The following is a 6,423-nucleotide window of genomic DNA, read 5'->3' on the forward strand; positions in this document are numbered from 1 at the left end:
CACCTGGCGTGTCACCGGTTCGGAGTGCGGGGAAGGCCGGGGTTCGGGCGGTGTGCGGGCGGCGCGGGGCCCGGGCGTGGCGCGGCGGCGGGGGGCACGGACACGCGTGCGGCCGGGCTCCGCTGGGGAGCCCGGCCGGGTGCGGGCGGGTCGGCCGACGGGCGGCCCGGGCGGGGTCAGGCCCAGAGCTGGCCGTGCAGGGTTTCGATGGCGGCTTCTGTCGTGGCGGCGGTGTAGACGCCGGTCGACAGGTACTTCCAGCCGCCGTCCGCGACGACGAAGACGATGTCGGCGGACTCGCCCGCCTTGACGGCCTTGTGGCCGACGCCGATTGCGGCGTGGAGCGCGGCGCCGGTGGAGACGCCCGCGAAGATGCCCTCCTGCTGGAGGAGCTCGCGGGTGCGGGTGACGGCGTCGGCTGAGCCGACGGAGAAGCGGGTGGTGAGCACGGAGGCGTCGTAGAGCTCGGGGACGAAGCCCTCGTCGAGGTTGCGCAGGCCGTAGACGAGGTCGTCGTAGCGCGGTTCGGCGGCGACGATGCTGACGTCCGGCTTGTTCTCGCGGAGGTAGCGGCCGACGCCCATGAGGGTGCCGGTGGTGCCGAGGCCTGCCACGAAGTGCGTGATCGAGGGGAGGTCGGTGAGGATCTCCGGCCCGGTGGTGGCGTAGTGGGCTCCGGCGTTGTCCGGGTTGCCGTACTGGTAGAGCATCACCCAGTCGGGGTGTTCGGCCGACAGCTCCTTGGCGACGCGGACGGCCGTGTTGGAGCCGCCTGCCGCCGGGGAGGAGATGATCTCGGCGCCCCACATGGTGAGCAGGTCGCGCCGTTCCTGCGAGGTGTTCTCCGGCATGACGCAGACGATGCGGTAGCCCTTGAGCCTGGCCGCCATGGCGAGCGAGATGCCGGTGTTGCCGCTGGTGGGTTCGAGGATCGTGCAGCCGGGTGTCAGGCGGCCGTCCTTCTCCGCCTGCTCGACCATGTGGAGCGCGGGGCGGTCCTTGATCGAGCCGGTGGGGTTGCGGTCCTCGAGCTTGGCCCAGATGCGGACGTCCTCGGACGGGGACAGCCGCGGGAGGCGGACCAGGGGGGTGTTGCCCACGGCCGCCAGCGGGGAGTCGTACCGCATCAGCGCATGCCGCCGGCGACGGCCGGGAGGATGGTGACGTTGTCGCCGTCGGTGAGCTTGGTGGAGATGCCGTCGAGGAAGCGGACGTCCTCGTCGTTGAGGTAGACGTTCACGAAGCGGCGCAGCTGGTCGCCGTCGACGATGCGCTCACGGATGCCGTTGTGGCGGGTCTCCAGGTCGGCGAAGAGGTCGGCGAGGGTCTCCCCGCTGCCCTCGACGGCCTTGGCGCCGTCGGTGTAGGTGCGGAGGATGGTCGGGATGCGGACCTCGATGGCCATGGCGTGGGCTCCTGTCGAAAGCGGGGAGGTGGCGTGGGGCGCGCGTTTGTGTGCCCCCGCGCGGGGGTGGTGCGTACGTGGTGCGCTCGGACCGCGGCTCAGGCCGTGCGGTTCACGGGCAGGCGTTGGCCGGACACATCGCGCTGGAAAGCCTGCACAGGTCGACGTGCAGCCGCGCGACGAGCAGCATGCCCGGCGTCTTGTCGCTCACGTCATGGGGAACCATGGGCTCATCGTATCGATTCCCCACCCGGAACCCGGAGTGTGATTCCACATGGTGGATGGTGAGCGTTCGCCATGTGGACAGGCGGTGGGGGCGGTGCGTCCGGAGCCGCCCCCGGGCGTCAGGCCGCGGTGGGGTAGGCCTCGACGACCTCGACCTCTTCCTCGGTGATCTCGCCGTCCACGATGCGATACGAGCGGAACTGGAAGGGTCCCGCGTCGTCGGTGTCGGCGGTGGAGACCAGCACGTAGTGGGCGCCGGGCTCGTTGGCGTACGTGAGGTCGGTGCGGGAGGGGTAGGCCTCGGTCGCGGTGTGGGAGTGGTAGATGATCACCGGCTCCTCGTCGCGGTCGTCCATGTCGCGGTAGAGCTTCAGCAGGTCCGCGGAGTCGAACTCGTAGAACGTGGGTGAGCGCGCGGCGTTGAGCATGGGGACGAAGCGCTCGGCGCGGCCGGTCCCGGCCGGGCCGGCGACCACTCCGCACGCCTCGTCGGGGTGGTCCGCGCGGGAGTGCGCGACGATCTGGTCGTAGAGCGTCTGGGTAAGGGTCAGCATGGCGCCCAGGATAAGCAGACGGGCCCTCCCGTACCGAGGGGTGGTACGGGAGGGCCCGGATGCCGGACAGGGCCGTTGGGGCGGCCGGTGTCCCGGAGGCGCCGTGGCGCGGGTCAGCGCTTGGCGAAGGCCGTGTTCTCGGGGTTGCGGGCCTTGAGCACGAGGTAGGAGACGCCGAGGACGAGGCCCCACACCGGTGCGCAGTAGAGCGAGATCCTGGCGTCCTTGTCGACGGCCATCATGACGATGACGAGGCCGATGAACGCGAGGGCGAACCAGCTGCTGAACGGCGCCCCGGGTGCCTTGAAGGTGGACTGGGGCAGTTCGCCGCGGTCGGCCTTGGCGCGGAAGCGGAGCTGACAGATCAGGATCATGATCCAGGCCCACATGCCGGAGATCGTCGCGAAGGAGACGACGTAGTTGAACGCGTCGCCGGGCCACTGGTAGTTGATCCAGACGCCGACGAGCATCAGCGCGGCGGAGAACGTGGTGCCGACCAGCGGGAGGCCGTTCTTCGTCAGCTTGGTGAAGGCCTTGGGCCCCTGCCCGTTGAGCGCGAGGTCGCGCAGCATGCGGCCGGTGGAGTACATGCCGGAGTTGCAGGAGGAGAGCGCGGCGGTGAGCACGACGAAGTTGACGATCGCGGCGCCGATGCCGAGGCCCATTTCCTGGAACGCGGCGACGAACGGTGAGACGCCCGGCTTGAAGGTGCTCCACGGGACCACGGAAAGGATCATGATCAGTGCGCCGACGTAGAAGACGGCGATGCGCCACGGCACGGTGTTGATGGCCTTGGGCAGGACGGTCTTCGGGTCCTTGGACTCGCCGGCGGTGACGCCGACGAGTTCGACGGCGAGGAACGCGAACATCACGATCTGGAGGGTCATCAGCGTGCCGCCGATGCCTTCGGGGAAGAAGCCGCCGTCGTTCCACAGGTTGGCGACGGTCGCGGTGTCACCGGCGTCGGAGAAGCCGATCGTGAGCACGCCGGCACAGATGAGGATCATGCCGAGGATCGCGGTGACCTTGACCATCGAGAACCAGAACTCGAGCTCACCGAAGAGCTTCACCGAGATCAGGTTGGCGCCGTACAGAATGATGGTGAACACCAGTGCGGACAGCCACTGCGGAATGTCCCACCAGTACGTCATATATGTGGCGGCGGCGGTGACTTCGGTGATTCCGGTGACGACCCAGAAGAGCCAGTACGTCCAGCCGGTCACGAATCCGAAGAAGGGGCCGAGGAATTCACGTGCGTACTCCGAGAAGGAGCCGGACACCGGGCGGTACATGAGCAGTTCGCCCAGGGCGCGCATGATGAAGAAGATGACCAGACCCGCGATGGCGTACGCCAGGATCAGGCTGGGCCCGGCCCTGTCGATGGCTTTGCCCGCGCCGAGGAAGAGCCCCGTGCCGATGGCTCCGCCGATGGCGATCATCTGGATCTGGCGGGCCCCCAGGCCACGCTGGTAACCCTCGCCCGCCGGGGCGTCGACGGCCTTCGGGCCGTCCGCCTGTCCGTTGTCGACCTGCGCCGATGTCATGGTGGTGCGCCTTTCTCCACGCCGATCCGCGCCGTCGTCGGCGTCGGATCAGGTCCTGATCCCCCCGGATATGGATGGAGTGCCGCCGGCGTTCGGCCGGCTTGTAGCGCCCCCGGGGACAGGGGTGGCGTCCCCGGGCGGTCGTGAAGATTTATCACGGTCGCCGGGCGAGGCCAACGGACATTATGTGGCGCACACCACAGGAAAAAGCGGACAAGCGTTTCCAGGCGCTGCAAAGAACGCCATTCAGGTGACGGGATCGTTATTCGGATTTGAGCATCCGTTGAGCGAGCCCGGAGGGCCTCAGTCGGGCATCAGGGTTTCGATGAGCGTTTCCTGCAGCGCGCCGAGCCAGAGATAAGCCATCACCATCGGCTTGCGCGGATCGCTGTCGGGGAGCCGGTAGAGCGATCCGTCCTGGCCCTCGTCCTCGTCGGACACCTCCAGGCGGGTGCCGATCGTGAGCCGGAGGTCGTTGAGGGAGCCCAGCCAGTGGTGGCACTCGTCGGCGGTGAGGCTGAGCACGGCGCCGCTGTCCGGCACGGGTGCGAGCGCGTCGAGCGACCGCACGACGGCGAGGGCGTCGTCGCGCTTGCGGGTGCGCAGGTCGTTCTCGGTGAAGCGGCGGAATTCGGCGGAGGCCTCGCGCAGCTCCTTGTCCTCGTCCCCGTACGCCTCGGGGAAGAGCCGGGCCAGGGCGGGGTCGGAGGGTGGTTCGCTCGGCCCCTCCGCGAAGAGGGCGGCGAGCGGATCCTCGCCCTCGGCGGGTTCGTCGCCGGGTCCGATCAGTTCGAGCAGCTGGACGGCGAGGGAGCGCAGGATGGCGACCTCGACCTCGTCGAGCGCGACGGACGCGCCGCCGCCTGGGGTGGCCTCGAAGTGGCCGGCCATGAATTCTCCGATGGTGGGTCGGACGGAGGGGCAGCGGTGGTGGGTCAGTTGCGGTCCTGGGTCAGCGTGGCCCAGAGCCCGTAACCGTGCATGGCCTGGACATCGCGTTCCATCTCCTCGCGGCTGCCGCTGGAGACGACCGCGCGGCCCTTCTGGTGCACGTCGAGCATCAGCTTGTGCGCCTTGTCCTTGGGATAGCCGAAGTAGGCCTGGAAGACATACGTCACATAGCTCATGAGGTTGACCGGGTCGTTGTGCACCAGCGTCACCCAGGGGACATCGGGCTCAGGGACGGCGAAGGTCTCCTCGGCCGATTCGGGACGTTCGATCTCTACGGGGGCAGCAACGCTCACCTACCCCATGCTGCCACCAGAGAGGGGCCCGCGCACAAACGGCGCCCCCATCTCGTCACTTTGACGAATAGGGAGTAGCATCCCCGGCATGAACTCAGCGGACCTTGGGCGACGGGTCGGTGTGCCGTCGACCGCGCTCTTCACCGACCAGTACGAGCTCACGATGGTGCAGGCCGCACTGAAGGCCGGCACCGCGGACCGGCGCTCCGTCTTCGAGGCCTTCACCCGCCGGCTGCCCGAGGGGCGGCGCTACGGCGTCGTCGCGGGCACCGGGCGCGTGCTCGACGCGGTGGAGAACTTCCACTTCGACGACGAGATGCTCACCTTCCTGCGCGACCAGCACGTCGTGGACGGCCCCACCGTGGACTGGCTGGCCGACTACCGCTTCAGCGGCGACATCTGGGGCTACCCGGAGGGCGAGGTCTACTTCCCGGGCTCGCCGCTCCTGCGGGTCGAGGGCTCCTTCGCCGAATGCGTGCTGCTGGAGACCGTGATCCTTTCGATCCTGAACCACGACTCGGCGATCGCGGCCGCCGCGTCCCGGATGTCGGCCGCCGCGGGTGGCCGACGGCTCATCGAGATGGGCGCGCGGCGTACCCACGAGCTGTCGGCGGTGGCGTCGGCCCGCGCCGCGTACATCGGCGGCTTCCACACCACCTCGGACCTCGCGGCCGGCTTCCGCTACAACATCCCGACGGTCGGTACGAGCGCCCACGCCTTCACCCTGCTGCACGACAGCGAGCGGGACGCCTTCCGGGCGCAGGTGGACTCGCTGGGCCGGGGGACCTCGCTGCTGGTCGACACGTACGACGTGACCGAGGCGGTCCGTACGGCCGTGGAGGTCGCGGGGCCGGAGCTCGGGGCCGTGCGGATCGACTCGGGCGACCTGCTGCTCGTCGCGCACCGGGTCCGCCAGCAGCTGGACGAACTCGGTGCCACGGAGACGAAGATCGTGGTGACCTCCGACCTGGACGAGTACGCGATCGCCTCGCTGGCCGCCGCGCCCGTCGACACCTACGGGGTGGGCACGCAGCTGGTCACCGGGAGCGGGCACCCGACGTGCTCCATGGTCTACAAGCTGGTGGCGCGTGCGAGGTCCGCAGATCCGGCCGATCCGCTGCTGCCGGTCGTGAAGAAGTCGCTGGGCGCGAAGTCGTCGAGGGGCGGCCGCAAGTGGGCGGCGCGCCGGCTCGACGGGTACGGAGTGGCCGAGGCCGAGGTCATCGGCACCGGTGACGTACCGCCGGAGCTGGCGGACCGCCAGCTCCTGGTGGAGCTGGTCAGGGGCGGCGAGGTGGTCGCCAGGGAGCCGCTGGAGGCCGCGCGGGAGCGGCACATCGCGGCACGGTCGGGGCTGCCGATGTCGGCGATGCAGCTGTCGCGCGGGGAGCCGGTGCTGCCGACGGAGTACGTGTGAGGCCCCCGGGGCAGGAGTGAGACCTGCCCGCCCG

General features: G+C 69.5%; 8 protein-coding genes. 1 reads left to right on the plus strand and 7 read right to left on the minus strand.

Annotated features, from left to right (window positions below; translation table 11 throughout):
• Positions 1 to 176: 176 nt before the first annotated feature.
• From ACFWFI_RS39840 to clpS, 7 genes are all read right to left on the minus strand, one after another.
• A complete protein-coding gene (locus tag ACFWFI_RS39840; RefSeq protein WP_387400372.1) occupies positions 177 to 1,127 on the minus strand; it encodes a PLP-dependent cysteine synthase family protein in 951 nt (316 codons plus the stop codon).
• A complete protein-coding gene (locus ACFWFI_RS39845) occupies positions 1,127 to 1,405 on the minus strand; it encodes a MoaD/ThiS family protein (RefSeq protein ID WP_387400374.1) in 279 nt (92 codons plus the stop codon). Before ACFWFI_RS39845 ends, ACFWFI_RS39840 begins: the two co-directional genes overlap by 1 nt.
• 112 nt (positions 1,406 to 1,517) lie before the next feature.
• Positions 1,518 to 1,631: a putative leader peptide gene (locus ACFWFI_RS39850; protein WP_387400376.1), complete on the minus strand. Its 114-nt coding sequence runs from the start codon at positions 1,629 to 1,631 to the stop codon at positions 1,518 to 1,520.
• 118 nt (positions 1,632 to 1,749) lie between these two features.
• A complete protein-coding gene (locus ACFWFI_RS39855) occupies positions 1,750 to 2,184 on the minus strand; it encodes a M67 family metallopeptidase (protein ID WP_387400378.1) in 435 nt (144 codons plus the stop codon).
• A 113-nt stretch (positions 2,185 to 2,297) separates the two neighbouring features.
• The gene (locus ACFWFI_RS39860; RefSeq protein ID WP_387400380.1) at positions 2,298 to 3,728 is read right to left on the minus strand and encodes an amino acid permease; all 1,431 of its coding nucleotides are present in this window, start codon (positions 3,726 to 3,728) and stop codon (positions 2,298 to 2,300) included.
• A gap of 303 nt (positions 3,729 to 4,031) precedes the next feature.
• Entirely contained in the window at positions 4,032 to 4,619 is a 588-nt protein-coding gene (locus tag ACFWFI_RS39865; protein ID WP_387400382.1) for a DUF2017 domain-containing protein, read from the minus strand.
• A gap of 44 nt (positions 4,620 to 4,663) precedes the next feature.
• Positions 4,664 to 4,972 carry an ATP-dependent Clp protease adapter ClpS gene (gene clpS / locus ACFWFI_RS39870; RefSeq protein WP_376380082.1) on the minus strand — a complete coding sequence of 103 codons (309 nt, stop codon included), beginning with the start codon at positions 4,970 to 4,972 and terminating at the stop codon, positions 4,664 to 4,666.
• A gap of 88 nt (positions 4,973 to 5,060) precedes the next feature.
• On the opposite strand from clpS, the gene ACFWFI_RS39875 reads away from it, so the two are divergent.
• On the plus strand, positions 5,061 to 6,389 hold the full coding sequence (locus ACFWFI_RS39875) for a nicotinate phosphoribosyltransferase (RefSeq protein ID WP_387400385.1): 1,329 nt from the start codon (positions 5,061 to 5,063) through the stop codon (positions 6,387 to 6,389).
• Positions 6,390 to 6,423: the final 34 nt, after the last annotated feature.

The organism is Streptomyces sp. NPDC060209, assembly GCF_042728155.1.
In the GTDB taxonomy this organism is placed as follows: domain Bacteria; phylum Actinomycetota; class Actinomycetes; order Streptomycetales; family Streptomycetaceae; genus Streptomyces.